Below are 25518 nucleotides of genomic sequence, written 5' to 3'. Positions count from 1 at the left end.
ACGATGCCGGAACCTGACGTTCAGCCATGGTTCATGTTTCTTTCGCCTTTTCACGCCCCCCTTGACGCAGCGGCAGGCCATTCCCATCTCATTCATGCGGTCGCCAGAACGGGACCGCGCCACATGTCCGGCCGTTGCCAGAACGGGACGCCGGGCTTAACCGCAAACAGTCGCTTCTTAAGGAGGACACCATGCGTCACGTTGATTTTTCCCCCCTCTATCGTTCCACCGTCGGCTTCGACCGTCTTTTTTCGATGCTTGACGGCCTCGGCCAGCCTGAACAGGCCCAGTCCTATCCGCCCTACAATATCGAGCGGACCGGCGAAAACACCTATCGCATCACCATGGCCGTTGCCGGTTTCGATGAAACTGAACTCAGCATCGAATCCCGTGCGAATACGCTGACGGTGAAGGCCGAGAAGGCCGCAGATGAGAAGTCATCCGAAGGTGAGTTCCTGTATCGCGGCATTGCCACCCGCGCTTTCGAGCGCCGCTTCCAGCTTGCCGACCATGTCGAGGTCCAGACCGCTTCCCTGAAGAACGGCCTGCTCCACATCGATCTCGTCCGCAATATTCCCGAAGCCATGAAACCGCGCCGCATTGCGATCTCGTCCGACAGCGCCGATGCGCCGAAGACCATCGAAGCCCAGATTTCGCCGGCTCAGGTCAACTAAACCGATCCGGACCTCGAACGAACGGCCCCGTAAAGGGGCCGTTTTTGTTTGATGAAAATTCGTTCTTCAGCGGGTGGAGACTACCGCACCTTCGGCGGCAGCGGCTTCCGATATGGCCGCTTTTTCATGGGCCTTTCTGGCATAACGTTGGGCCAGCACCGCGCAGACCATCAGCTGGATCTGGTGGAAAAGCATAATCGGCAGGACGATTGCACCAATGCTTTGGCCGGCGAAAATCGCGCCCGCCATGGGCACGCCACTGGCGAGGCTCTTTTTCGAGCCGCAGAAGGTGATGGTGATTTCATCGGCCTTATCGAAACCCAGCAAACGGCTGCCGAACATCGTCACACACAGGACAAGCGCCAGCAGCAGGATATTGATGACGATGACCACACCGATATCCCTGAGCGAAAACGTGTGCCAGATGCCTTCGATGACCGCATCGGAAAAAGCGAGATAAACGACCATCAAGATGGAGCCGCGATCGACCGGAGCCAGCAGTTTCTTGCGCGCCCTGATCCAGTCGCCGATCCACGGCTGCAGCACCTGACCGACGATGAAGGGCAAAAGCAGCTGCAGGAAGATCTGCAGGAACGCATCCAGCGAAAATCCACCGCCATGGCCCCCCACCGTAAACAGCAGACCGACCAGCAGCGGGGTCAGGAACATGCCGAAAATATTCGAAGCGGAGGCCGAACAGATCGCAGCCGGCACGTTTCCGCCCGCCATGGAGGTGAAGGCAATGGAAGACTGCACGGTGGATGGCAGGACGCAGAGGAACAACACGCCCATATAAAGCGGCGCAGGCAGAATATTCTCGGGAATGAAGCCGATTGCCACGCCGAGCAGCGGGAACAGGCCGAAGGTCACGAGAAGGATCGCCAGATGCAGGCGCCAGTGCAGGATACCGGCAATCACCACATCCCGGGAAAGCCGCGCGCCGTGGAGGAAGAACAACAAAGCGATCGCCAGTTTTGTCGCCAGCCCGAAATACTCTGCCGGCTCACCGCTGATCGGCAAAATGGAGGCCAAAATCACGGTGGCCACCAGCATCATGGTGAAGCGATCAGGTAGGAAGCGGGTCATGGGAGATCTTTCCGGCATCGGTTTTGCTTGAAACGCGCGCTACTATCGCTCATCATGAATTCCGATGCAAAGATTAACAGTTATCGCGATTCAGGATAATGCTGAACCTTCAACATCTTGCCAGCTTCGTGATGCTTCAGCAGACCGGCAGCTTCACGCTGGCGGCCGAACGGCTGGGGATTGGCCAGTCCACTGTCAGCCAGCATATTCAAAGGCTTGAGGCCGCACTTGGCCGCCGGCTGATTACCCGAAGCACCCATCAGGTGAAACTGACGGGCGAAGGTGAGGCGCTGCTGGGTTACGCCCGCAACATGCTGGAAATCGACAGCAAGGTGTCATCGCTATTCAGCGAGAACCGTCTGCGCGGGCGGTTGAGGCTTGGCGTTTCGGAAGATTTCGTCGCCAGCCGGCTGACCGCTATTCTGGAAGAGTTCATCCGCCTTTATCCCCTCGTCGATCTGGAACTGACCGTTTCGCTGAGCGGCGTGCTTTACCAGATGCAGGACAATGGCGAACTGGATGTGGTGCTCGCCAAACGCCGTCTTGGCGACAAGCTCGGTCACTTTCTCTACCGCGAACCGCTCGTGTGGCTGGCGCGCGACCCGGAGCGGACGCTGAACCAGCCGGACGCCCTGCCGCTGATTGCCTTTCCGCCGCCGAGCATCACCCGAAAGGCGGCGCAGGAGGCGCTCGACCGGGCCGGCCTCGCCTGGCGGATCGTCTGCACCTGCGGCAGTCTCAGCGGGCTGACCGCCGCGGCAAGAGCGGGCATGGGCATTCTGGTGCAGCCACGCAGCATGGCGCCGGCAGGCCTGAAGGAGATTGCCGCAGGCGTGCTACCGCCGCTGGAGGACGTGGAATTCGTGCTTCAGCCGAGCAAGGGTGCGGATGCGAAGCTGGTGCGCGCCCTTTCCGATCTCGTTTCCAGCAAGAGCATCGCACCCGGCAGTTTCGTATAGCCTGTTCAATTCTCCCGCCGCGACAGGCAGCGGCCGACGCTGTCGCGCCAGCCGGCAATGGCGTCTTTCCGTTTAGCCTCTTCCATTGCGGGGCTGAAACGGCGGTCACGCCGCCAATGTTCAGCAAAGGCCTTGCGATCCGGCCAGATGCCGGCGCGGGAGGCGGCAAGCCAGGCCGCTCCGAGAATGGTCGTTTCCAGGAAGACCGGCCGGTCGACGGGTGCCGCAAGAATATCCGCCAGCCGTTGCATGGTCCAATCGGAAGCGACCATGCCACCATCGACCCGGAGCACCGTCTTGCCATTGTCACCCGCCCAGTCCTTGCGCATGGCGTCCAGCAGGTCGAAGGTCTGATAGGCGACGCTTTCAAGCGCCGCGCGGGCGAATTCCGCCGGACCGGTGCCACGCGTCAGCCCGAAAATAGCGCCACGCGCTTCCGCGTCCCAATAGGGTGCGCCAAGGCCGGTGAAGGCCGGAACCAGATAGACACGCTGATTGGCGTCAGCCTTTTCCGCAAGCGCGCTGACCTCGGAAGCGACCGAGATGAAACCGAGCTCATCGCGCAGCCATTGCACGGCGGCACCGGCAATGAAGATGGAGCCTTCCAGCGCATAGGTGGTGACGCCGTCGAGACGGTAAGCGATGGTCGTCAACAGCCGGTTGGTGGAGGCGACGCGATCCGTGCCGGTGTTGAGCAATGCAAAGCAGCCCGTGCCGTAGGTGGATTTCATCATGCCCGGCTCGAAGCAGGCATTGCCGATCACGGCTGCCTGCTGATCGCCGGCGACACCAAGGATCGGAATTTCCGCGCCCAGAAGCGATTTATCCGTCACGCCGAAATCGGCGGCGCAATCCAGCACTTCCGGCAGCATGGCGCGGGGGATATCGAGGATCGACAGGAGTTCATCGTCCCATGCATTGTCTTCGATATTGTAGATCAGCGTTCGAGAGGCATTGGTGGCGTCGGTCACATGGCGGCGGCCGCCGGTGAGACGGTAGATCAGGAAACTGTCGACCGTGCCGAAGCAGATTTCGCCCTTGACGGCTTTTTCGCGAAGGCCGCTGACACTATCGAGAAGCCATTTCAGCTTCGTGCCGGAAAAATAGGGATCGAGCAGCAGACCGGTCTTTTTCGAAAAAAGCGGCTCCAGCCCCCTTCTTTTCAGATCCTCGCAGACGGGAGCAGCGCGGCGATCCTGCCAGACCACGGCCCGATGCACGGCCTCGCCCGTGTTCCGGTCCCACAGCACGGTCGTTTCGCGCTGGTTGGTAATGCCGATGGCCTCGATATCGGAGGCGGCGATGCCGGCATCGGCAAGCGCCAGCCGGATGGTTTCGAGCACGCTTTTCCAGATATCCTCGGCATCGTGTTCGACCCAGCCGGAGGCCGGAAAATGCTGCGGAAATTCTCGCTGTCCGACACCGATGACCCGCATGTCGCGATCAAAGACCATCGACCGTGTCGATGTCGTTCCCTGATCGATCGCCAGAATATAACCGCCCATCATGCTACTCCCTTTCAGACGCAATGACCGGGGCGGCAAGCCGCCCCGGTTTCAGATTTTACGCAGACATCACTTCTGCCAGCTTTTGACCAGTTCGTCGTAATTGACGGTGACCGGCTTTTCCTTTTCGTTGGCAATCTTCAGCTGCGGCGCCAGATTGCCCTTCGAAACGGCATCCTTGTTCCAGTATTCGATATCGTGCTCTTCCGCCAGTTTCGGGCCGATATCGCCCTGCACGCCAGCGCGTTCCAGACGGCTCATGACCTTTTCCTGCTCGGCGCAGAGAGAGTCCATCGCCGCTTGCGCGGTTTTCGCACCCGACGAAGCATCGCCGATCGCCTGCCACCAAAGCTGCGCCAGCTTCGGATAATCCGGAACGTTGGTGCCGGTCGGCGACCACTGCACGCGGGCTGGCGAACGATAGAACTCGATGAGACCGCCGAGTTTGGACGCCCGGTCCGTGAAGCTCTTGTGGTGGATGGTGGTGTCGCGAATGAAGGTCAGGCCCACATGGCTCTTCTTCACATCCACGGTCTTGGAGGTCACGAACTGCGCATAGAGCCAGGCGGCCTTGGCGCGGTCGTCGGGGGTGGATTTCATCAGCGTCCACGAACCCACGTCCTGATAACCGAGCTTCATACCGTCCTTCCAGTAGACGCCGTGCGGCGAAGGTGCGACGCGCCATTTCGGCGAACCGTCCTCGTTCACGACTGGCAGGCCGGGCTTGGCCATATCGGCGGTAAACGCCGTGTACCAGAAGATCTGCTGGGCGATGTTGCCCTGCGCCGGCACCGGACCGGATTCGGAGAAGGTCATGCCCTGCGCTTCCGGCGGCGCATATTTCTTCAGCCATTCGAGGTATTTCTCGATGGAATAGACCGAAGCCGGACCGTTGGTATCGCCGCCGCGCGCCACGCAGGAGCCGACCGGCTGCGACTTGTCGTTGACCTTGATGCCCCATTCATCGACCGGCAGACCGTTCGGCAGGCCCTTGTCGCCGTTGCCGGCCATGGAGAGCCAGGCATCGGTGAAGCGCCAGCCGAGCGACGGATCCTTCTTACCGTAATCCATATGGCCGAAGACCTTCTTGCCGTCGACATCGCGGCCGGTGAAGAATTCGGCAATATCCTCATAGGCCGACCAGTTGACCGGCACGCCGAGGTCATAACCATATTTGGCCTTGAAATCGGCCTTGTTCTTTTCGTTGTTGAACCAGTCGTAACGGAACCAGTAGAGGTTCGCGAACTGCTGGTCGGGAAGCTGGTAGAGCTTCTTGTCCGGCGCCGTCGTAAAGGCGCTGCCGATGAAGTCCTTGAGGTCGAGGCCGGGATTGGTGACGTCCTTGCCTTCATTGGCCATGAAGTCGGTCAGGTTGCGCACCTGCTGGTAGCGCCAATGCGTGCCGATAAGGTCGCTGTCGTTGACCCAGCCGTCATAAAGGTTCTGGCCGGTCTGCATCTGGGTCTGGATTTTTTCGACGACGTCGCCTTCCTGGATCAGGTCGTGCGTGACCTTGATGCCGGTAATGGCGGTGAAGGCCGGAGCCAGAACCTTGGATTCATATTCATGGGTCGTCAGAGATTCGGAAACGACCTTGATTTCCATGCCCGCGAAGGGTTTCGCGGCATCGACAAACCATTGCAGCTCTTTTTCCTGATCGCCACGCGAAAGCGACGAAAGATCGCCGATTTCCTTGTCCAGAAACTGCTTTGCTTCCTCCATTCCGGCGAAAGCGGAACCCGTCATTGCCAGCAGCATAGCCGCCGTCGTCGTCATCAGATGCCGTCGCATATCAGTCCTCCCAGGGGTTTGCGATTGCATGAAGTCTGCGGATGCGGTTTTCCTCCGCCGCACCGTTTTCCTGCTCTAGACAAATCGGAAAACGCCGATGGCGTAAACCAAGGATAGAGCGAGAGCCCACCACAGGTTCGGCCCGACCAGCCCGAGCCATGCGAGATGAATGAAGGCGCTGCCGAGCAGCGAGATGAACAGCCTGTCACCGCGCGTGGTCTCGAAGCGCAAAAGGCCGAAGCGGGGATTACCGCCGGGCGAGAGATATTCCCAGAACCACATGCCGACGAGCAGCAGCGCGATGGCGCCAAAAAAGGCCGCCGTCTGCCAAGTCCACGCCATCCAGGTAAAATCGGGCATCTTCGTCATGGTCAAACCCTCCCGAGCGCGAAGCCCTTGGCGATGTAATTGCGCACGAACCAGATCACCAGCGCGCCGGGTATCAGTGTCAGCACGCCAGCGGCGGCAAGCAGGCCCCAATCCATGCCGGCGGCAGAGACCGTCCGCGTCATGGTCGCGGCAATCGGCTTGGCGTCCGTCGTCGTCAGCGTGCGGGCGATCAGAAGCTCGACCCACGAGAACATGAAGCTGAAGAAGCAGGCGACACCGATGCCGGAAGCGATGAGCGGCATGAAGATCTTCACGAAGAATTTCGGGAAGGAGTAGCCGTCAATATAAGCGGTCTCGTCGATTTCCTTCGGCACGCCGGACATGAAACCTTCGAGAATCCACACCGCCAGCGGCACGTTGAACAGGCAATGCGCCAGCGCCACGGCGATATGCGTATCGATCAGGCCAAAAGCCGAATAAAGCTGGAAGAACGGCAGCGCGAAGACGGCGGGCGGCGCCATGCGGTTGGTCAAAAGCCAGAAGAACAGGTGCTTGTCGCCGAGAAAGCGATAACGCGAGAAGGCGTAAGCCGCCGGCAACGCCACCGCGACCGAGATCACCATGTTCATGACGACATAGATGATCGAATTGATATAGCCCGAATACCAGGATGAATCCGTGAAGATCGTCCGGTAGTTCTGCAACGTCGGCTGATGCGGATAAAGCGTCATGGAGGAGACGATTTCCGTGTTCGTCTTGAAGCTCATATTGACGAGCCAGTAAATGGGAACCAGCAGCAGCAGGATATAGATCGTCGGCACCAGCCAGGAAAAACGCGACGGCCCATGGTGGCGACGCCGCGCATTGACGGCAAGGCCGGATCGTCCCGTCGCAGTGGCTCTCACCGGCGAACTGCCGATGCCGTTGCGCTCCACGCTTGTCGTGACATTCGAGGCGCTCATGTCTCAAGTCTCCGCGTCGTGGCTGGTCATGACGGTGTAGAACACCCAGGACAGCAGCAGAATGATGAGGAAGTAGATCAGCGACATGGCCGCCGCCGGCCCGAGGTCGAACTGGCCGAGCGCCATCTTCACGAGATCGATGGACAGGAAGGTGGTGGAATTGCCCGGGCCGCCGCCGGTGACGACGAAAGGCTCCGTATAGATCATGAAACTGTCCATGAAGCGCAGCAGGAAGGCAATGAGCAGCACGCGCTTCATCTTCGGCAGCTGGATGAACCGGAATACGGCGAAACGCGATGCCCCATCGATCCTTGCCGCCTGATAATAGGCATCCGGAATGGAGACGAGGCTGGCATAGCACAAAAGCACGACAAGGCTCGTCCAGTGCCAGACATCCATGATGACCACGGTGATCCAAGCATCGAGCGGATCATTGACATAGTTGTAATCGAGCCCGAGCTGATTGGCGTAATAACCGAGCAGGCCGATATCGCTGCGGCCGAAAACCTGCCAGATGGTGCCCACGACATTCCACGGCACCAGCAGCGGCAGCGCCATGGTGACGAGGCAGACCGGCACGCCGATGCCGGATTTCGGCATCTTGAGCGCGATGAAGATGCCGAGCGGAATTTCAATCGCCAGGATAATGCCGGAGAACAGCAGGTTGCGCCCCAGCGCATCCCAGAAACGGTCCGAGGCCAGAATTTCCTCGAACCATTGCGTTCCAGCCCAGAAGAACTGGTTATTGCCGAACGTATCCTGCACCGAATAATTCACGACGGTCATCAGCGGAATGACGGCGGAAAAGGCGACCAGCACCAGCACCGGCAGCACCATGAACCATGCCTTGTTGTTCCAGCTCTTTTCCATGGTCAGGCCCCCATCTTTACACGCCACGAGTCGGCGAACACGCCAATGGCGGCCGGATCGAAGCGAACACCCGCTTCCGCCGGGATTTCCTCGTCTTCGGCAACGACGATCGCGAGTTTCTGGCCGGCGAACCGGGCGCGCACGATCTTCTGCCGGCCGATATCCTCGACCTTGTCGACAGCTATGGGCATGCCGCCCCGTTCCAGCCGGACGAATTCCGGGCGGATGCCGATCTCGATGCGTTGCGCTCCGTCAACCTTTGGCGCACCGGCGAGCGGCACACCAAGGCCGCCGACCATTGCGGTCGCGCCGTCGATACTGGCGGGCAGCACGTTCATGCCGGGCGACCCGATGAAATAACCGACGAAGGTATGTCCCGGCCGTTCGAAAAGCTCAGCCGGCGTGCCGATCTGGACGATCTGCCCGTCATACATGACCACAACCTTATCGGCGAAGGTCAGCGCTTCGGTCTGGTCATGGGTCACATAGACCATGGTGAAACCGGACTGGCGATGCAGCCGTTTCAGCTGCGAGCGCAGCACCCATTTCATATGCGGATCGATCACCGTCAGCGGCTCGTCGAAGAGGATGGCGTTGACATCGGACCGCACCAGCCCCCGCGCCAGCGAAATCTTCTGTTTTTGATCCGCCGTCAGACCACGCGCATGGCGTTTGGCCATGCCGGAAAGATCGGTCATTTCGAGGATTTCCCGCACCCGACGGTCCACCTCGGCCTCCGGCACATGCCGGTTGCGCAGCGGAAAGGCCAGATTGTCATAGACCGTCATCGTGTCGTAGACGACCGGGAACTGGAATACCTGCGCAATATTGCGGTCTTCCGTGGCGAAATCCGTCACGTCGGTTCCATCAAAGGCGATGCGGCCTTCGGAGGGGCGCAGCAGCCCGGAAATGATGTTGAGCAGCGTTGTCTTGCCGCAGCCGGAAGGGCCGAGCAGCGCATAGGCGCCGCCGTCCTCCCATTCATGGTGGACTTCCTTCAGCGCATAGTCGCCGGCAGCCTGCGCCTTTGCGTTATAGGCGTGGCGGATGTGATCGAGCGTGATGCGTGCCATGACCGATCTCCCTCAAGCCGCTTCGCCGATGGCGCGGCCATTCGCGTCAAAGGCCATCAGGTGTTTTGTATCGAGAAACAGCTCTATGTCCCTGTCCGGCTCGATGTCGTGAATGCCATGCGCGAGCATGACCCAGCGCCGGCCCGAAAATTCCACATGCACGAAGCTTTCCGATCCGGCGATTTCCGAAATCAGCGTCCGCGCCCGGATCGACTGCCGGGCCTCGCCCTTCGCCTGCGGGAAAAGATGATGCGGTTGGAACGCAATGGTCAAAGGTCCATCCGGCACGGCGGCAAGATGCGCCGGCACCGCAATCACCGCCTGGTCGGCACGGGTGAATGCACCGCCCGCCTTGATGACCTCGATGGTGTTGAGCGGCGGGTCTGCAAAAATTTCCGCGGTGACGATATCCACCGGACGCCGGTAAACCTCGATGGTACGGCTGAACTGCGTTACCCTGCCCTCGTTGAGCGTTGCGGTATTGCCGCCCAAAAGCAGCGCCTCGGAAGGTTCGGTCGTGGCATAAACGAAGATGGCGCCGGATTCGGCGAAAATGCGCGGCAGTTCCTCGCGCAACTCTTCGCGCAGCTTGTAATCGAGATTGGCCAGCGGCTCATCGAGCAGCACCAGATTGGCGTTCTTGACGATGGCGCGGGCGAGTGCTGTGCGCTGCTGCTGGCCGCCGGAAAGATTGAGCGGCGTGCGGTCGAGATAGGGCGTCAGCTTCAGAAGCTCGGCGGCTTTCCTCACTTCCCTGTCGATGGTCGCCTGGTCCTTGCCGGCAACGCGCATCGGCGAGGCGATGTTTTCGTAAACGCTGAGCGCCGGATAGTTGATGAACTGCTGATAGACCATGGCGACGTTGCGCTTCTGCACCGGCCACCCCGTCACATCTTCGCCATTGAAAAAGATCGAGCCCGCGCTCGGCTTGTCCAGCCCGGCCATCAGCCGCATCAGCGTCGTCTTGCCCGAAAGTGTCGGTCCAAGAAGGACGTTCAGGCTTCCGCGCTGCAACGTCAGATCGGTCGGGTGAATATGATATTCACCGCCAACCATCTTAGAGACGTTTCGCAATTCAAGCATGGTGATCCAAAGCCTCCTCCGCTTTTATCCGGATCGTCAGATTGCCCTTAAGCGCCCACCTGCAATGTCTTCGACATAATCCTCCAGCTCACGCACCTCTTCCGGGGTAAAAAAGAGCCCCTGCTTGGTGCGACGCCACAGAATATCCTCCGCCGTCAGCGCCCATTCCCGCGCCATCAGCCAGCGAACCTCAGCCTCGTACAGCGTACCGCCGAAATACCGCCCGAGCGCCGCCGCCTCCGTGGCATTGCCGATCAGCACCGCCGCATCCGTTCCGTAGCAGCGCACAAGCCGCTCCGCATGACGCTCTTCAAGAAAGGGGTAACGCGACCGCAGCGCCGAAACTTCCGCGGTGTAGGCCTCGGCGCCGAAATTTCCACCCGGCAAATGCGAGCCCGCCGTCCATGGCGCACCCTTTTCACCCAGCGCATCGCCGATTTTTTCAAGAGCATGTTCGGCAAGCCGCCGATAGGTGGTGAGCTTGCCGCCGAAAATATTGAGAAGCGGCGCTTCACCTTCCGCCCCTTCGGTTTTCAGCACATAATCGCGGGTCGCTTCCTGCGCTTTCGATGCTCCGTCATCGAACAGCGGGCGCACGCCGGAATAGGTCCAGACGATATCCGCCGGCTCCACCGGTTCAGCGAAATATTCGCTCGCCGCATTGCAAAGATAGCTGATCTCCTCGTCGCTGATCTTAACAGCCCGGGGGTCGGCGGTATAGTCGCGATCCGTCGTGCCGATCAGCGTAAAGTCCTGTTCATAGGGAATGGCGAAGATGATCCGCCCGTCCGGATTCTGGAAAAAATAGGCACGCGGATCGGAAAATTTCTTGCGCACGATGATGTGGCTGCCCTGCACCAGGCGGACATTATGGACATTGTTTTTGCCGAACGCCGAGGACAGCACCTTGTCCACCCAGGGACCCGCGGCATTCACCAGCATGCGCGCCCGGTAGGTTTTGGCCTCTCCGGCCGCATTTTTCGTTTCGACATGCCAGAAGGTGCCTTCGCGTCGGGCCGAAACCACCTGCGTGCGGTTGAGGATGAGCGCGCCGCGATTGGCAGCGTCGCGGGCATTCAGCACCACCAGGCGGGCATCATCCACCCAGCCATCCGAATATTCGAAGGCGCGGGCAAAAATCGGTTTCAAAGGTTTCCCGGCGGGATCGCGGCGCAGATCGAGCGAGCGGGTCGCGGGCAGAAGCTTGCGGCCGCCGAGATGGTCGTACAGAAACAGCCCGAGACGCACGAGCCAGGCCGGGCGCACGCCACCTTTCTGGAACGGCAGTACGAAGCGCATGGGCCAGATGATGTGCGGCGCCATGGCCCACAGCACCTCACGTTCCATCAGCGCTTCGCGCACCAGACGAAACTCGTAATGTTCGAGATAACGCAAACCGCCATGGATAAGCTTGGTAGCGGCGGAAGAGGTGCCGGAGGCGAAATCGTTCATTTCCGCAAGCGCGACGGAATAGCCCCTGCCCACGGCGTCACGCGCGATGCCGCAGCCATTGATACCGCCGCCGATCACGAAAATATCGTGGATTGCCTCGTCAGACATGGACCCTCCCGCGCTTTCATCGACGCTCTCCTCATCGATATACTGAAAGCACGGACATCTAATTCGAAGACAAAACGAATGTCAAACGAAATTCATGGGCTATCCCGATCAGGACTCGACCATCTCGGTTTCGATCAACCGGACGTCATGATCGGCACAGATGGCCCGGATCGAATCCACCGGACAATGATCGGTGATGAAAGTATGCACCTGGGAAAGATGGCCGATACGAACCGGAGCCGTGCGCTCGAATTTGAGCGAATCCGACACCAGAATGACATGGCGTGCATTGGAGATGATTGCCTGCGCGACCTTGACCTCACGAAAGTCGAAATCCAGCAAAGCGCCATCCTCATCGATGGCCGAAACGCCGATGACCGCAAAATCCACCTTGAACTGGCGAATGAAATCCACCGCCGCCTCGCCGACGATACCGCCATCGGAACCGCGCACGACACCGCCGGCAATCACCACCTCGATACCGGGGAAGACACGCAACCTGTTGGCAACATTGATGTTGTTGGTAATGACCATCAACTCGTGATGATCCGCCAGCGCTTCGCCCACGGCTTCGGTCGTCGTGCCGATATTGATGAAGAGTGACGAGTTGTTCGGGATAAGGGCGGCGGCGGCGGCGCCTATCGCCTGCTTTTCGGAAGAGGCTATCGCCCGACGCGCCTCGTATTTGACGTTTTCATTGCCGCTTGGAAAAAGCGCGCCGCCGTGGATGCGGGTCAAAACCCGCGTATCGCAGAGATCGTTCAGATCCTTGCGGATCGTCTGGGGAGTGACGGAGAACCGCGCCGCCAGCTCGTCGACCAGCACCCGCCCGTTCGCTTTCGCCAGCGCAACGATTTCATCCTGACGCGGTGTGAGCAGCATTTCACCCTCCCTCCTCTTTCAATTTTTTCGTTTTATTGAAGAGCGAACGAAAAACCAATGTCAAGGGACGGTTTTGCAGCAGCGATAGTGGCGGGATGAAAACAGGTCGTGAACCCCACGACGCCATTTGACGATATTATTTAGCCGACTTTCTGAATGAGCGGGCTGGAACGGGACATCGCCGAGGACGCGGCACCAAATGCATCGCCGATGCCGATTAGCACCGGTTCGTTTACACCCAGCCTCTCAACGGCCGCAGCCAGTTGCGTAAGCGAACCGCACCAACGCTGTTCGTTTGAGCGACTGACGGAAATCATGATGGCAACGGGCGTCAAGGCAGGCATGCCATGGGCAAGCAGGGCAGCTTCGATCTCGGCTGCGGTGCGCCCACCCATGTAAAAGACCGTGGTTACTGAAGGGTCAGACAGCGATTTCCAGTCGATATTCTCCGGCAGCCTTCCCTGCCGGGAATGGCCGGTGATGAAGCGTACCGACTGGGCATGGTCGCGATGGGTCAGGGACACACCCAGACGCGAGGCCATGGCGCTTGCGGCAGTGATGCCGGGAACGATCTCAACCGGGATATTTTCAGCCTCAAGCGCAGCGATTTCCTCGCCGGCGCGCCCGAAAATCATTGGATCGCCGGATTTCAACCGCACCACCCGTTTGCCGGCCTTGGCGAGACGGATCATCATGTCATTGATATCTTCCTGCCTGCAGCTTTCCCGGCCGCCACGCTTTCCGACCAGCATGCGTTTCGCCTCCCGCCGCGCCAGTTCCAGCACTTCCGCCGAGACGAGATCGTCGAACAGGATGACATCGGCCGCCTGCAAAGCGCGCACCGCTTTCAGTGTCAGCAGTTCGGCATCGCCCGGTCCGGCGCCCACAAGCGTCACAAGGCCTCGCCCCGATCCTGCCCGCGCAGCCTGCATTCCGATATCCGCAAGCAGCCGTTCCTCGCTGCCCTCATCCAGCCTTTCGGTAAAAGCCCGATCGACGAATTTTTCCCAGAAAGAGCGCCGCGACGCACCGGGAGCGAGCCGCAGATTGACGCGCTCGCGGATTGTCTGGGCAAGCGCGCCCCAATCCCTCAGCGAAAGCGGCAGCAATGTCTCAATGCGCCGGCGGATAGCCTGCGCCAGAATGGGTGCTGCGCCATCGGTAGAGATCGACACCACCACGGGCGAGCGATTGACGATGGAGCCAAACTGGAACTGGCAGAATTCCGGCTTGTCGATGACATTGACGGGAACGCCGGCCGCGCGCGCGGCAGCGTAGAAGCTCGCGGCTTCCGCATCGGTTTCGCAATCCGCCAGCGCCAGTTCCGCGCCGCCGAAGATATCCGAACCCCACGGACGGTCATGCCATCTCAGCATCTGGCTTTTTGCGACAAGCACTGCAAAGCTTTCCGAAAGCTCGCTTGCCTCGCAATAAAGATGCAATTCCGCCCCGCAGGCCAGCAGCAGTTCCGCCTTCCAGGCGGCCCCGTCCGATCCGCCCGCCAGCACCACGCGCTTGCCCTCAAGCCCCCAGAAGACCGGCAACTTGGCTAATCTTTCCATGCGGGCCGGTTCATTCCGCTGCGGTTTTAAGGCATCCATCGATGATCCCCCTGATTTCGGCGCGGCAGGAGCCGCAATTGGTTCCGGCATTCAACGCCTTGCCGATGGCTTCGACGCTGCGGCAGCCTTCGCGGATGGCCGCGGTAATCTGGTTCACTCCGACGTTAAAGCAGGAGCAGACGGTGGCGCCCGGATCGGCGCGGCCGGCACCGGGGCGACCAGCGACCAGCGCAAAACGCATGCGCAGATCCTCATGACGCTCGGCAAGTTGCGAGATGGCCCAGTTGCGGGCAACGGCCACCGGCTGCCTGGCGACGAACAGCGCCGCCAGCAGGATATCGCGGTCGAAGAAGGCGAGGCGCAGGTCACCCGTCTGCCGGTCACTATAACCCAGCGGCTCGACCCTGGCCTCGATGCCGAAGACCTGTCGCGCCCAGAGTGTCCAGTCCTGCGGCTCCTCGGCAAAGGCAAGCTCCATGCGATAGCCGCCATCCGCTTTGGCCGTGGCCCAGTACGCACAATCCGGCGCATCCGGCCGGATGCGGGAGATGGCGAAACCATAGGCTTTAGCTTCGAAGCGCCTTGCCCTTACTGCCACGTTTTTCGAGGCGGGCTGGCCGGAATAGGGGTCCGTCACCGGCGCAACCACAACATCGATGCGCGCCTGCGAGGCGAACTGGTCGTTCCAGTGCATCGGCGCAAACACCGAGCCGCGCGCCTGCCTTTCGCTCACCAGCGCCCGCAGCAGAACCTTGCCATGGGGGCTTTCCAGTTCCACCAGATCGGCGCTTTCGATTCCCAGCGCCTGCGCATCGCGCGGATGAAGCTCGGCGAAGGGTTCGGCGATATGGGCGGTCAGGCGCGCACTTTTGCCGGTGCGGGTCATGGTGTGCCATTGATCGCGGATACGGCCGGTATTCAGTGTCAGCGGGTAATCCGCCGATGTCCTGCCTGTCTCCGGCAAAGCGGTGGCGATGAACCGCGCCTTGCCATCGGCATGGTAAAACCGCCCATCCGAAAAAAAGCGGGTAACGACGGCATCGCCCTGCCCGGCCTTCGGCCATTGAAACGGCGTCATCGCATCATAGGAATTCCGCTCGACGCCGCTGATATCGAAATCGCGACTGCCGGCATTCTCGAAACCTGAAAGAGCGGCATGTTCGGCAAAAATATCCGATGGCTGGCCGTAGGCGAAGGCCGTGCCGAAACCCATGCGCCGGCCCACTTCCGCCATTTGCCACCAGTCCGATTTCGCTTCACCGGGCGCATCGAGAAAACCGCGCTGGCGGGAAATGCGCCGCTCGGAATTGGTGACGGTGCCGTCCTTTTCACCCCAGCCACGCGATGGCAGAAGCACATGCGCATGGCGGGCCGTATCGGTACTCGCCATGACATCGGACACCACGACGAAAGGACACGCCTTGATGGCCGCCTCGACGGCACCGGCATCCGGCATGGAAACCACCGGGTTGGTCGCCATGATCCACAGCGCCTTGATGCGGCCATCGGCCACGGCCCTGAACATGTCCACCGCCTTCAGTCCGGGTTTTTCCGCAATGGCGGGCGAGGCCCAGAAGCGCCGCACACGGTCGCGATCCTCGGCATTTTCGATGGCCATATGGGCGGCCAGCATGTTGGCGAGCCCGCCGACCTCACGCCCACCCATGGCGTTCGGCTGGCCGGTGAGCGAAAAGGGACCCATGCCCGGCCTGCCGATGCGGCCGGTGGCAAGGTGGCAATTGATGATCGCGTTGACCTTGTCGGTGCCGCTTTCAGACTGGTTGACACCCTGACTGTAGCAGGTGACGGTTTTTTCGGTGCGTTCGAACAATTCGTAAAAGGAAATCAGTTCGGCAATCGTCAGGCCGGTGGCTTCGGCGATCTCCGGCAGGCTATGCTCGTTTGCTGCCTGCATCGCTGCATCAAAACCGACCGTGTGATTTTCCACATAACCGTGATCGACTGCAGGACTATCTGAAAGATGCGCCAGCAAACCGGTAAACAGCGCCACATCTCCATCCGGGCGGATGGCGAGGTGCATATCGGCAATATCGGCGCTCATCGTCCGGCGCGGATCGATGACAACGACTTTCATGTCCGGCCGCGCCGCCTTTGCCGCCGCAAGCCTTTGGTAAAGCACTGGATGGCACCAGGCGAGATTGGAACCGGTGAGGATCACCAGATCGGCAAGCTCCATATCCTCATAGGTGCCCGGCACCGTATCGGCACCGAAGGCGCGGCGATGGCCGGCGACGGACGACGACATGCACAGCCTTGAATTGGTATCGATATTGGCCGAGCCGATGAAACCCTTCATCAGCTTGTTGGCGAGGTAATAATCTTCTGTCAGCAATTGGCCGGAGACGTAAAAGGCGACGGAGTCCGGGCCGTGTTCGGCGATGGCTTGAGAAAACCGGGAAGCGACGAGGTCAAGCGCTTCGTCCCATGACGCCCACCTGCCGGCGATTTCCGGGTGGAGCAGGCGACCGTCGAGGTCGATGGTTTCGGCCAAAGCCGAACCTTTGGAGCACAGCCGTCCGAAATTGGCGGGGTGGTCCTGATCGCCTCTGACGGATACCGCGCCATCGTCGTTGACGGTGGCGATGACGCCGCAGCCAACGCCGCAATAGGGACAGGTGGTTTTTGTTTCAACGGGCATGGGTTTGCCCCCTCAGTGGGTGGCGCTTACCCCGCCTCAGTGCGTGGCGGTTACCCCCCTCTGCCCTGCCGGGCATCTCCCCCTCAAGGGGGGAGATCGAAAAGCGGATGGCTCCCCGTTCCCTCTCCACCGGCAACGACGCCAGTTGTGAATGGAAGTTTGTGCCGCGAGTGATCTCCCTCCTTGAGGGGGAGATGTCCGGCAGGACAGAGGGGGGTAACGCCGCCGCCATCGCAATTCACTCCGCCGCAATCATCAGGGTTTCGAGCGCTATCGAAAGCCTCCCATCCAGATTACGCACTGGAATGGTCCGCACCTCGCCCTCATCCGCCCCCAAGGCCTTGCCGGTTTCCAGCGAAATGACCCAATTATGCAAAGGACACGTCACCGAAGCGCCATGCACGATGCCCTGGCTCAGCGGCCCGCCCTTGTGCGGGCAATGGTCCTCGATGGCGAAGACCTGATTTTCCGCCGTGCGGAACACGGCGATCTTGCCCATCGGCGTTTTGACGCAACGCGCGCCGCGCAGGGGAATGTCGGAGATATCGCCAATATCGATCCAGTTGCTGTCCATCGTTCTCACTCCGCCGCCTGATTGAAACCGATCGCCGCCATGGGCCTGAATTCGTGCTTGTCGTGGCCGGATACGCGTTCCGACCAGGGATCGACCTGCGCGAATTTTTGGCTGAAGACGAAGCGATCGAAATAGGCCTTGCGCTTTTCCGCATCGTCCATGATCTGGCGGCGGATTTCGTCGTAACCGATGCGCTTGGCCCATTTGTAGATGCGCTCGAGATAGCGCGCCTGTTCGCGATACATCTGCGTCAGCGCCACGATATGCTCCAGCGCCTCATCCTCGGTTTTGACGAGACCCAGAACTTCCGTGCCCTTGATATCGAGACCGGCGGCACCGGCGAAATGGATCTCGAAACCGGAATCGACGCAGATGACGCCGATATCCTTGCAGGTGGCCTCCGCGCAGTTGCGCGGACAGCCGGAAACGGCAAGCTTCAGCTTGGCGGGCGTCCACGAACCCCACATGAATTTTTCGATGCGGATGCCAAGTCCGGTGGAATCCTGCGTGCCGAAGCGGCACCATTGCTGGCCGACGCAGGTTTTGACCGTGCGCAAACCTTTGGCGTAGGCCTGGCCGGAAATGAAGCCGGCCTTGCCGAGATCGGCCCAGACCGCCGGCAAATCCTCTTTCTCGATGCCGAGAAGATCGATGCGCTGGCCGCCGGTCACCTTCACCATCGGGATTTCGAATTTGTCGACCACATCCGCAATCGCCCTCAGTTCGGAGGAAGAGGTAACGCCGCCCCACATGCGCGGAACGACGGAATAGGTGCCGTCCTTCTGGATATTGGCGTGGACGCGCTCATTGATGAAACGCGACTGGTAATCGTCGGCATATTCATCCGGCCAGTCGCAGACGAGGTAATAATTAAGCGCCGGTCGGCATTTGGCGCAGCCGCAGGAGGTCTTCCATTCCAGCTCCTGCATCACGGCCGGGATGGTCTTCAGCCCCTTGGCCTTGATGAGACGGCGCACATCGTCATGGCCGAGATCGGTGCATTTGCACATGGGCTGCACGGCAGCGGGATTGTAGCTGTCGCCGAGCGTTATCGTCATGAGCTGCTCGACGAGGCCGGTGCAATTGCCGCAGGAGGCGGACGCCTTGGTGTGGGCGCGCACATCGTCCAGCGATGTCAGCCCCTTGGAGGTGATGGCCGATGTGATCTTGCCCTTGCAAACGCCGTTGCAGCCGCAGATTTCCGCATCATCCGGCAAGGCTGCAACGGCCGCCATAGGGTCCAGCGGCGACCCTCCCTGATAGGCCTGACCGAAAATCAGGGTTTCGCGCATGGCGGAAATATCGGTCGATTTCTTCATCAGATCGAAGAACCACGAACCATCAGCCGTCTCGCCGTATAGCACCGCGCCGATGATGCGGTTTTCCTTGAGGATCAGGCGCTTATAGACACCGGCGGTGGCATCGCGCAGCACGATTTCCTCGCGGTCGTCGCCTTCTGCAAAATCACCGGCGGAAAACAGGTTGATGCCGGTGACCTTCAGCTTGGTATTGGTGACAGAGCCGTGATATTCGGCCGAGCCGCCACACAGCCGGTCCGCCAGCACCCGTGCCGATTCATAAAGCGGCGCAACGAGGCCATAACACATGCCACGATGCTCGGCGCATTCGCCAAGCGCATAGATCGAAGCGTCGGACGTCATCATGCCGTCATCCACCACAATGCCGCGATTGACGGCTATACCCGCCTCCTTGGCGAGACCCGAGGCAGGACGGATGCCGACCGCCATCACCACCATGTCGCCCTTGATGACCCGGCCGTCTTCCAGCTCGATGCCTTCGACCTTCTCCTCACCAAGAATGCATTTGGTATTGGCCTTGGTGATGATGTCGATGCCGCGCTCATTGAGCGCCTTTTCGAGAAGATAGGCCGCTGCCGGATCGAGCTGACGCTCCATGATCGTCGGCATCAGGTGGATGACGGTAACGTCCATGCCCTGGCGCTTGAGGCCATAGGCGGCTTCCAGCCCGAGAAGACCGGCGCCGATGACGATGGCGCGGCCCTTGCCCTCGGCGATTTCCAGCATCTTCGTCACATCGTCGAGATCGCGGTAGGCGAGCACGCCCGGCAATTGATGGCCGGGAACCGGAATGATGAAAGGCAACGAACCGGTGGCGATCACCAGCCTGTCGTAGGAAACCGTGATGCCGTTTTCGCTGGTCACGGTCTTTCTGTCGCGGTCGATGCCGGTGACCTTCGCACCCTTGTGCAGCGTCACATTGTTAGCCGCATACCATTCGTCATTATGAATGACGATGTCTTCATAGCTCTTTTCGCCAGAAAGCACCGGCGAGAGCATGATGCGGTCGTAATTGACGCGCGGCTCGGCGTTGAAAATGGTGACGTCGTAGAGGCCGGGAGCGGTTTCGAACAGGTTTTCCAGCATGCGTCCCGGCGCCATGCCATTGCCGATGATGACGAGTTTTTGCGTCATGGGCGTTACTCCGCAGCTTCGACGAAGCGGTGACGTTCGTAAAGGAACTTCAGCACGGCCTCGCGGCATTTGAGGTAGGTCTTGTCGGATGCGAGCTCGATGCGGTTGCGCGGGCGTGCCAGCGGCACCTCCAGCACTTCGCCGATGTGGGCTGCCGGACCGTTGGTCATCATTACGATACGGTCGGAAAGCAGCACCGCCTCGTCGACATCATGAGTGATCATGACCATGGTGTTGCCGAGCCGGGCGTGGATTTCCATCACCGCGTCCTGGAGATGGGCGCGGGTCAGCGCGTCCAGCGCACCGAAAGGCTCGTCGAGCAGCAGGATCTTCGGCTCCATGGCGAGCGCGCGGGCAATTCCGACGCGCTGTTTCATGCCGCCGGAAATTTCAGAGGGTTTCTTATCTCTGGCATGGGCCATCTGCACGAGATCGAGATTGCGCATGACCCAGTCATGCCGCTCGGCCCGGGTCTTGGTGTTGCGGAAGACCTTTTCCACGGCAAGATTGACGTTTTCATAAACCGAAAGCCATGGCAGCAGGCTGTGGTTCTGGAACACGACGGCGCGTTCCGGGCCGGGCTCGTTGACCTCGCGGTTTTCGAGCAGAACGGCGCCGGCAGACACTTTCGTCAGTCCGGCGATGAGATTGAGCATGGTGGATTTGCCGCAACCGGAATGGCCGATGACGGAGACGAATTCGCCTTTTTCGATGGTGAGATTGATGCCTTTCAGCACCTCGGCGCGCAAGCCGCCCTTGTCGAAATATTTGTCGATGTGATCGAGCTTCAGATAAGCGTTCATGATCGTCGCCCTCTTAATTTGCCGCAGCGCCGCGGGTGATGACCTTGCCGAGCGCCGCCACCAGCTTGTCGAGCACGAAGCCGACGACGCCGATGTAGACGAGCGCCACGATGATGTCGGGCAGGCGCGAGGAGTTCCACGCATCCCAGATGAAGAAACCGATGCCGACGCCGCCGGTCAGCATTTCCGCCGCGACGATTGCGAGCCACGAAAGGCCGACACCGATACGCAGGCCGGTGAAGATGTAGGGTGCCGCCGAAGGCAGCATGATCTTGAAGAAGAATTCCAGCTGGTTGAGTCGCAGCACCTGCGCCACGTTGCGGTAGTCCTGCGGAATATTGCGCACGCCGACTGCGGTATTGATGATGACCGGCCAGATGGAGGTGATGAAGATCACGAAAATGGCCGAAGGATTGCTGTCCTGAAAGGCGGCCAGCGAAAGCGGCAGCCAGGCAAGCGGCGGCACGGTGCGCAGCACCTGGAAGATCGGATCGAGACCGCGCATGGCCCAGACCGACTGACCGACGACAGCGCCGAGAATGATGCCGGCAATGGCGGCGAGGCCGAAACCGTAAGCCACACGCTCCAGCGAGACCAGCACGCGCCAGCCAAGGCCGATATCCTGCGAACCATTATGGAAGAACGGCGATACGATGAGATCGTAGCTCTCCTCGAAAACCTGGCTCGGGGGCGGCAGCGATGAGCCGGGGGCGGAACAGAGCAATTGCCAGACGCCCAGCAGAATGGCGAGGACGATGAACGGCGGTACGATGTTGCGGGCAGCGGCCGCACCCCATTTGCGCAGATCGATCCGCGGCGACTGTTTCGGCGCAAGCGACACGACGTTTGCCTTCTGCGCTACCCGCTGCTGCGGCTCTTCGTTGAATTTTCGGGCCAATGCGGACATGGGCGTTTCCTCTTGATTTCGGTTGCGGTCTGGGGCTCGCCCCTCATCCGGTCTTCAGTCGCGCCGGTTGGGCAGCGCATCTGGCGGATGAGGGGCGATACCCCGGGTCTCCTCCTCAGGAGGCCGCCTTGATGGACAGGCTTTCGAGATAGGCCGACGGATTTTCCGGGTCGAAGACCTTGCCGTCGAAGAAGGTTTCCTTGCCGCGCGAGGTGGAGGCGGGAAGATCGGCAACGCCGAGATCCTTGGCCGCCGCGCGCCAGATATCCTCACGGTTCACCTTCTCCACCAGCGCTTTCACATCCGTATCGGGTGCGAATTTGCCCCAGCGGATGTTTTCCGCGATGAACCAGCTGTCGTGGCTGCGGAAGGGATAGGAGGCATGGTCCTGCCAGAACTTCATCTGCAGGCCGGTATTTTCCAGCACGCGGCCGTTGCCGTAATTGATATTGCCCTTCAGGCGGCCAAGCACATCCTTCGGCGGCACGTTGAACCATTGGCGTTTGCCGAGGATGGTGGACATTTCCTCCTTATTCGCCATCTCGTCGCACCATTGCTGCGCTTCCATCACCGCCATCAGCAGCGCCTTGGTGGCGTTGGGGTTCTTTTCCACCCAGTCGGCACGCATGCCGAGCGCCTTTTCCGGATGGCCTTTCCAGAGTTCGCCGGTGGTACAGGCGGTGAAGCCTATGCCCTGATTGACGAGCTGCTCGTTCCAGGGTTCGCCCACACAGAAGACGTCCATATTGCCGACCTTCATATTGGCGACCATCTGCGGCGGCGGAACGACGATGGTGGAGACGTCCTTGTCCGGATCGATGCCGCCGGCGGCAAGCCAGTAGCGAATCCAGAGATCATGCGTGCCGCCGGGGAAGGTCATGGCGGCCTTGATTTCCTTGCCTTCGGCCTTCTTTTTCTCGAAAGCCGCCTTCAGCTTGGAAGCATCGAGCTGAACGCCGGTTTCGGCATATTCCTTGGCGACGGAAATGCCCTGACTGTCGAGGTTGAGGCGGGCGAGGATGGTCATCGGCACCGGCACATTGTTCTGGGTCACCTTGCCGGTATGCATGAGATAGGGCATGGGCGTCAGAATATGCGCACCGTCGATGCCGTTCGATACGCCGCCGAGCACGAGATTGTCGCGCGTCGCACCCCAGGAGGCCTGTTTCAGAACCTCGACATCCGGCATGCCGTGTTTGGCGAACAGACCCTTTTCCGCCGCAATGATGAGCGGGGCGGCATCGGTGAGCGCGATGAAGCCGATTTTCGCGCCTTTCACCTCGGGCTCAGCGGTGGCTGCGAAAGCACCGGACGGAAAGGCCACGCGCACGGCGCTGACAAGGGCGGCGGCGGCTGTCGTCTTCAGTATCGTGCGGCGGCTGACATCGCCGGAGAATATCTTTTTCATTCGCATGTTCCCCTTATTGGGCCACCTCTGCGGGTGACGCTTTCGCTTGCGAAAAAACCTGAAAATAAAAAAACGCCGCTCGGTGTTTGCGCCTGCGGAACGGGAGGTGTTCCGGGCAGCAAAACCTTGCGACGTCTGTGTCTTCTGAAAGCGCCTATGCCGCGCCTTGCTTTGCCCCGATCGCCGTTGACCGGTGCAAAAAACAAGAAGCAAGAGGCGTGCCAGTTTATAAAAACCAGATTATATTATTGAAAATAAAAGAGTATTTTTTAAAATCAATCTACTGATTAAATTTTAATCAGCGTGTTTTCTGTCTTCCATTTGTGCAAAGAGCAGAATCCTGCGCTTGAAATTTGCGCAGCCCGCAAGGCAAGACGCCGCTTACGTCTCGCCTGAAGTCGGAGAAAACGGTGCGGCGGTGCGCACGGAAAAGGCGTTCACGTAGCCTGCAATGTCGGCGGGATCGAATATGAGGCCATCCACGAAACGGTCCTGCTCTTCCTGCCCTTCGATGCGGATATCGGCATCGTCAGGTGCATTGGCGTCGCCAAGCGCCGCCCGATAAATATCCGGCCGGTAGGCAGACAGGGCGGCCTCCACACCGGCCTGGGAAAACTCGGCCTGCCCCCAGCGGATCATCTGGCTGTAGATCCACAATGCCTGGCTCTGGCGCGGATAATTGGCGTGACCATCGTGGAAGATGAAATAATTGTCGATCACCCGGCGGTTGCCCTGGCTGTCGATACTGAATTCACCGGCAAGCACACGGCGAATGATACCTTCCGGTGCGCCGATATAACGGGGATCGGCAAGGGCAGCGCTGAGATCATCGTGATTTTCGGCTAGGTCGCACCAGCGCGCGGCGGCATCGAGCGCCTTCAGCAACCGTCCGACCGTTTCCTGCTGGTTTTCCGCCCATTCGGGTCGCATGCCGATGACTTTTTCCGGTGCGGAAGGCCACAAATCCTGCTTGGCCGCAACGATCCGGCCGACACCGCGCTCGGCGGCGACGATGTTCCACGGCGCTCCGACGCAGAAACCGTCAATGGCCCCTGCGGCAAGCGCATCCGAGGTCAATGGCGGCGGCACGACCACAAGCTTGACATCGTGATCGGGGTGAATGCCGCCGGCGGCAAGCCAGTAGCGAAACTCGTAATTATGCGATGAAAATGGATAGGTCATGCCAAGCGTCGGCGTCGGTTCGCCGCGGGCGCGCATATCATCGAGCACCCGCTTCAACGCCTCGGCATTTTCGAGCGCTCCGGCCGTTTCGGAAAGCCCGGTCAAAGCCTTCATCCGTGCAAACAGCCGGGTCGAAAGCGTGATCGCATTTCCGCCGCGTCCGAGTGAAAAGGGCGTGATCGTCGGCGACGGATTTGAGCCAAGCCCGAGCATGGAGGCGACGGGCATCGGCGACAGCATGTGGGCGATATCGAATTGCCGAAACGCCAGCCGGTCGCGCACATTCGCCCAGGAAACATCCTTGACGAGATCGAGCGAAAGGCCTTCGCGTTCTGCGAAACCGAATTCGGCCGCAGCAATCAGGACGGATGCGTCGACAAGCGGAATAAAGCCGGCACGCAGAATTTTCTGCCGGTCGCTGCCGACGATTGCCGGGGCTTGCGTTACGCCGCTGTCTGATCCGGCCGTTTTTTCCGGTGCCGCCATATCATTCACTCCACACTGTCCGACCGGCGGTTCGTCACATCAACAGACCGGCCGCGGTGACCACGCTTTGCGCGATCTCGGAAATCTTCTTCTTCTCGTTCATCGCCGTTTGCCGCAAAAGCGCAAAAGCCTCCTCTTCGGAAAGGCCGCGCATCTTCATCAGAATGCCCTTGGCGCGCTCGATGACCTTGCGTTCCTCAAGCGCCGATTTCGCTTCGGCAAGTTCCCGCTGAAGACGGCTGAAGGCATTGAAGCGGCTGACCGCCATATCGAGAATGGGCTTGACCCGCTCCTTCTTCAGCCCGTCCACCACATAGGCGGAAACGCCCGCCTCGACGGCCGCCTCGATGGAAGCGGTATCGGAACGATCGACAAACATGGCGATCGGCCGCCCGACCGTGCGGGTAAGCTGGAACAGATGCTCCATCATGTCACGATTGGGATTTTCGAGATCGATGAAGATGACATCGGGCTGCAGCGTCTCGATGGTGCGCGCCACCCCGTTCACCTCGTGGATGACAGTGACGCGATGATAGCCGGCCTCGCGCAGCCCCTCCTCGATGATGGAGGCGCGGATCGCGTTTTCGTCGATAACGAGGATGGTCAGGTCGCGAAGCGTCATGTCAGCATTGATGACGCAGCGCAGCAAACTTGGCAATCGGCTGCGGATGCAAAAAATGGCTGGAGCGGCAGGGGTCGTTTCCTCCCC

At 60.2% G+C, this 25518-nt stretch carries 21 protein-coding genes; 2 read left to right on the top strand and 19 right to left on the bottom strand.

Annotated elements, in window-relative coordinates; all coding sequences use genetic code 11:
* The first annotated feature begins 191 nt into the window (after positions 1-191).
* The gene (gene hspL / locus ACQZ40_RS22820) at positions 192-674 is read left to right on the top strand and encodes a heat shock protein HspL (protein WP_065656653.1); all 483 of its coding nucleotides are present in this window, start codon (positions 192-194) and stop codon (positions 672-674) included.
* A gap of 66 nt (positions 675-740) precedes the next feature.
* On the opposite strand, the gene ACQZ40_RS22815 is transcribed toward hspL, so the two are convergent.
* Positions 741-1760, bottom strand: a complete 1020-nt coding sequence (locus ACQZ40_RS22815; RefSeq protein WP_078052179.1) for a bile acid:sodium symporter family protein — start codon at positions 1758-1760, stop codon at positions 741-743.
* Positions 1761-1858: 98 nt separating this feature from the next.
* On the opposite strand from ACQZ40_RS22815, the gene ACQZ40_RS22810 reads away from it, so the two are divergent.
* Entirely contained in the window at positions 1859-2719 is an 861-nt protein-coding gene (locus ACQZ40_RS22810; protein WP_448748698.1) for a LysR family transcriptional regulator, read from the top strand.
* A 5-nt stretch (positions 2720-2724) separates the two neighbouring features.
* Here the strand turns inward: ACQZ40_RS22810 and glpK are convergent, their stop codons facing one another.
* The 18 genes from glpK to ACQZ40_RS22720 all read right to left on the bottom strand — a co-directional run bounded on the left by glpK (position 2725) and on the right by ACQZ40_RS22720 (position 25431).
* Positions 2725-4224, bottom strand: coding sequence for a glycerol kinase GlpK (gene glpK, locus ACQZ40_RS22805; protein WP_125146763.1), 1500 nt, complete (start codon positions 4222-4224; stop codon positions 2725-2727).
* A 69-nt stretch (positions 4225-4293) separates the two neighbouring features.
* Positions 4294-6015, bottom strand: a complete 1722-nt coding sequence (locus ACQZ40_RS22800; protein ID WP_003519735.1) for an ABC transporter substrate-binding protein — start codon at positions 6013-6015, stop codon at positions 4294-4296.
* Positions 6016-6090: 75 nt separating this feature from the next.
* Positions 6091-6384 carry a DUF2160 domain-containing protein gene (locus ACQZ40_RS22795; RefSeq protein ID WP_003519736.1) on the bottom strand — a complete coding sequence of 98 codons (294 nt, stop codon included), beginning with the start codon at positions 6382-6384 and terminating at the stop codon, positions 6091-6093.
* A gap of 2 nt (positions 6385-6386) precedes the next feature.
* Positions 6387-7307 (bottom strand): carbohydrate ABC transporter permease, encoded by a 921-nt coding sequence (locus ACQZ40_RS22790; protein WP_035261093.1) that lies wholly within the window; start codon positions 7305-7307, stop codon positions 6387-6389.
* A gap of 3 nt (positions 7308-7310) precedes the next feature.
* A complete protein-coding gene (locus ACQZ40_RS22785) occupies positions 7311-8177 on the bottom strand; it encodes a carbohydrate ABC transporter permease (RefSeq protein WP_035225162.1) in 867 nt (288 codons plus the stop codon).
* 2 nt (positions 8178-8179) lie between these two features.
* The gene (locus ACQZ40_RS22780) at positions 8180-9250 is read right to left on the bottom strand and encodes an ABC transporter ATP-binding protein (protein ID WP_220319131.1); all 1071 of its coding nucleotides are present in this window, start codon (positions 9248-9250) and stop codon (positions 8180-8182) included.
* A gap of 12 nt (positions 9251-9262) precedes the next feature.
* On the bottom strand, positions 9263-10333 hold the full coding sequence (locus ACQZ40_RS22775) for an ABC transporter ATP-binding protein (protein ID WP_078052184.1): 1071 nt from the start codon (positions 10331-10333) through the stop codon (positions 9263-9265).
* 36 nt (positions 10334-10369) lie between these two features.
* Complete coding sequence (glpD, locus tag ACQZ40_RS22770; protein WP_078052185.1) at positions 10370-11893, bottom strand: glycerol-3-phosphate dehydrogenase; 1524 nt, start codon at positions 11891-11893, stop codon at positions 10370-10372.
* A gap of 108 nt (positions 11894-12001) precedes the next feature.
* Positions 12002-12775 (bottom strand): DeoR/GlpR family DNA-binding transcription regulator, encoded by a 774-nt coding sequence (locus ACQZ40_RS22765; RefSeq protein WP_078052186.1) that lies wholly within the window; start codon positions 12773-12775, stop codon positions 12002-12004.
* Between the two features lie 140 nt (positions 12776-12915).
* Entirely contained in the window at positions 12916-14376 is a 1461-nt protein-coding gene (cysG, locus tag ACQZ40_RS22760; RefSeq protein WP_443406714.1) for a siroheme synthase CysG, read from the bottom strand.
* A complete protein-coding gene (locus ACQZ40_RS22755; protein WP_448748697.1) occupies positions 14348-16996 on the bottom strand; it encodes a nitrate reductase in 2649 nt (882 codons plus the stop codon). Before ACQZ40_RS22755 ends, cysG begins: the two co-directional genes overlap by 29 nt.
* A 238-nt stretch (positions 16997-17234) precedes the next feature.
* On the bottom strand, positions 17235-17570 hold the full coding sequence (nirD, locus tag ACQZ40_RS22750; RefSeq protein ID WP_003519747.1) for a nitrite reductase small subunit NirD: 336 nt from the start codon (positions 17568-17570) through the stop codon (positions 17235-17237).
* Between the two features lie 5 nt (positions 17571-17575).
* Entirely contained in the window at positions 17576-20023 is a 2448-nt protein-coding gene (nirB, locus tag ACQZ40_RS22745) for a nitrite reductase large subunit NirB (protein WP_448748696.1), read from the bottom strand.
* Between the two features lie 5 nt (positions 20024-20028).
* Positions 20029-20826 carry an ABC transporter ATP-binding protein gene (locus ACQZ40_RS22740; RefSeq protein WP_338808366.1) on the bottom strand — a complete coding sequence of 266 codons (798 nt, stop codon included), beginning with the start codon at positions 20824-20826 and terminating at the stop codon, positions 20029-20031.
* A 13-nt stretch (positions 20827-20839) separates the two neighbouring features.
* Entirely contained in the window at positions 20840-21733 is an 894-nt protein-coding gene (ntrB, locus tag ACQZ40_RS22735) for a nitrate ABC transporter permease (protein ID WP_448748695.1), read from the bottom strand.
* 115 nt (positions 21734-21848) lie between these two features.
* A complete protein-coding gene (locus tag ACQZ40_RS22730) occupies positions 21849-23141 on the bottom strand; it encodes a CmpA/NrtA family ABC transporter substrate-binding protein (RefSeq protein WP_433822354.1) in 1293 nt (430 codons plus the stop codon).
* A gap of 381 nt (positions 23142-23522) precedes the next feature.
* Complete coding sequence (locus ACQZ40_RS22725; RefSeq protein ID WP_448748694.1) at positions 23523-24809, bottom strand: CmpA/NrtA family ABC transporter substrate-binding protein; 1287 nt, start codon at positions 24807-24809, stop codon at positions 23523-23525.
* Between the two features lie 34 nt (positions 24810-24843).
* Positions 24844-25431, bottom strand: coding sequence for an ANTAR domain-containing response regulator (locus tag ACQZ40_RS22720; protein ID WP_003519752.1), 588 nt, complete (start codon positions 25429-25431; stop codon positions 24844-24846).
* Positions 25432-25518 lie beyond the last annotated feature (87 nt).

Source organism: Agrobacterium sp. 16-172Ci (assembly GCF_053522725.1).
This window is presented reverse-complemented; position numbering and strand designations above follow the sequence as displayed.

What these genes read in the sequence shown, in the direction of transcription:
- nirB (WP_448748696.1), bottom strand. Translation starts at nt 20,023, where the DNA reads ATGACGCAAAAACTCGTCATCATCGGCAATGGCATGGCGCCGGGACGC.
- ACQZ40_RS22780 (WP_220319131.1), bottom strand. Translation starts at nt 9,250, where the DNA reads ATGGCACGCATCACGCTCGATCACATCCGCCACGCCTATAACGCAAAG.
- ACQZ40_RS22740 (WP_338808366.1), bottom strand. Translation starts at nt 20,826, where the DNA reads ATGAACGCTTATCTGAAGCTCGATCACATCGACAAATATTTCGACAAG.
- nirD (WP_003519747.1), bottom strand. Translation starts at nt 17,570, where the DNA reads ATGGACAGCAACTGGATCGATATTGGCGATATCTCCGACATTCCCCTG.
- ACQZ40_RS22800 (WP_003519735.1), bottom strand. Translation starts at nt 6,015, where the DNA reads ATGCGACGGCATCTGATGACGACGACGGCGGCTATGCTGCTGGCAATG.
- ACQZ40_RS22790 (WP_035261093.1), bottom strand. Translation starts at nt 7,307, where the DNA reads ATGAGCGCCTCGAATGTCACGACAAGCGTGGAGCGCAACGGCATCGGC.
- hspL (WP_065656653.1), top strand. Translation starts at nt 192, where the DNA reads ATGCGTCACGTTGATTTTTCCCCCCTCTATCGTTCCACCGTCGGCTTC.
- cysG (WP_443406714.1), bottom strand. Translation starts at nt 14,376, where the DNA reads ATGGATGCCTTAAAACCGCAGCGGAATGAACCGGCCCGCATGGAAAGA.
- ACQZ40_RS22815 (WP_078052179.1), bottom strand. Translation starts at nt 1,760, where the DNA reads ATGACCCGCTTCCTACCTGATCGCTTCACCATGATGCTGGTGGCCACC.
- ACQZ40_RS22725 (WP_448748694.1), bottom strand. Translation starts at nt 24,809, where the DNA reads ATGGCGGCACCGGAAAAAACGGCCGGATCAGACAGCGGCGTAACGCAA.
- ACQZ40_RS22785 (WP_035225162.1), bottom strand. Translation starts at nt 8,177, where the DNA reads ATGGAAAAGAGCTGGAACAACAAGGCATGGTTCATGGTGCTGCCGGTG.
- glpK (WP_125146763.1), bottom strand. Translation starts at nt 4,224, where the DNA reads ATGGGCGGTTATATTCTGGCGATCGATCAGGGAACGACATCGACACGG.
- ACQZ40_RS22795 (WP_003519736.1), bottom strand. Translation starts at nt 6,384, where the DNA reads ATGACGAAGATGCCCGATTTTACCTGGATGGCGTGGACTTGGCAGACG.
- ACQZ40_RS22755 (WP_448748697.1), bottom strand. Translation starts at nt 16,996, where the DNA reads ATGCCCGTTGAAACAAAAACCACCTGTCCCTATTGCGGCGTTGGCTGC.
- ntrB (WP_448748695.1), bottom strand. Translation starts at nt 21,733, where the DNA reads ATGTCCGCATTGGCCCGAAAATTCAACGAAGAGCCGCAGCAGCGGGTA.
- ACQZ40_RS22720 (WP_003519752.1), bottom strand. Translation starts at nt 25,431, where the DNA reads ATGACGCTTCGCGACCTGACCATCCTCGTTATCGACGAAAACGCGATC.
- ACQZ40_RS22775 (WP_078052184.1), bottom strand. Translation starts at nt 10,333, where the DNA reads ATGCTTGAATTGCGAAACGTCTCTAAGATGGTTGGCGGTGAATATCAT.
- ACQZ40_RS22810 (WP_448748698.1), top strand. Translation starts at nt 1,859, where the DNA reads ATGCTGAACCTTCAACATCTTGCCAGCTTCGTGATGCTTCAGCAGACC.
- ACQZ40_RS22730 (WP_433822354.1), bottom strand. Translation starts at nt 23,141, where the DNA reads ATGAAAAAGATATTCTCCGGCGATGTCAGCCGCCGCACGATACTGAAG.
- glpD (WP_078052185.1), bottom strand. Translation starts at nt 11,893, where the DNA reads ATGTCTGACGAGGCAATCCACGATATTTTCGTGATCGGCGGCGGTATC.
- ACQZ40_RS22765 (WP_078052186.1), bottom strand. Translation starts at nt 12,775, where the DNA reads ATGCTGCTCACACCGCGTCAGGATGAAATCGTTGCGCTGGCGAAAGCG.